Genomic DNA, 330 nt, shown 5'->3' with positions numbered 1-330 from the left:
CTCGAAGACCGTCTCGAAGTCGATCTGCTTGCCGCCCGAGGTCATCGGCTGAAGCCCGCCCAGGGCGGTGGCGCCGTGCGCGTTCCGCTTGAACCAGATGTTGGGGAAGGCCAGGAACCGGTGCCAGGCGATGCTCATGTCGATGTTCGTGCTGACGGTGATCATCCAGATCATCGTCGTGCCGAGCTTGATCATCGCGAACAGGTAGACCAGGTTCTCCACGGTGCCGGTGCCGAGGCCGTCCACCGCCGCCGTCACCGCGTAGGAGGCGAAGTTCTCCAGCCCCCACGAGGCGTGGTGCAGGGCGCCCTCCAGGCCGCGCAGCACGTA

Annotated in this window: 1 pseudogene; it reads right to left on the bottom strand. The window is 66.1% G+C overall.

Annotated elements, in window-relative coordinates:
- A pseudogene (locus IF129_RS25990) lies at positions 1–330 on the bottom strand (Fe-S oxidoreductase); the annotation flags it as partial.

This window comes from Streptomyces chumphonensis (genome assembly GCF_014779715.1).
GTDB lineage: Bacteria > Actinomycetota > Actinomycetes > Streptomycetales > Streptomycetaceae > Streptomyces > Streptomyces chumphonensis.
The sequence above is the reverse complement of the archived record's forward strand: the minus strand, read 5'-3'. Positions and strand labels throughout refer to the sequence as shown.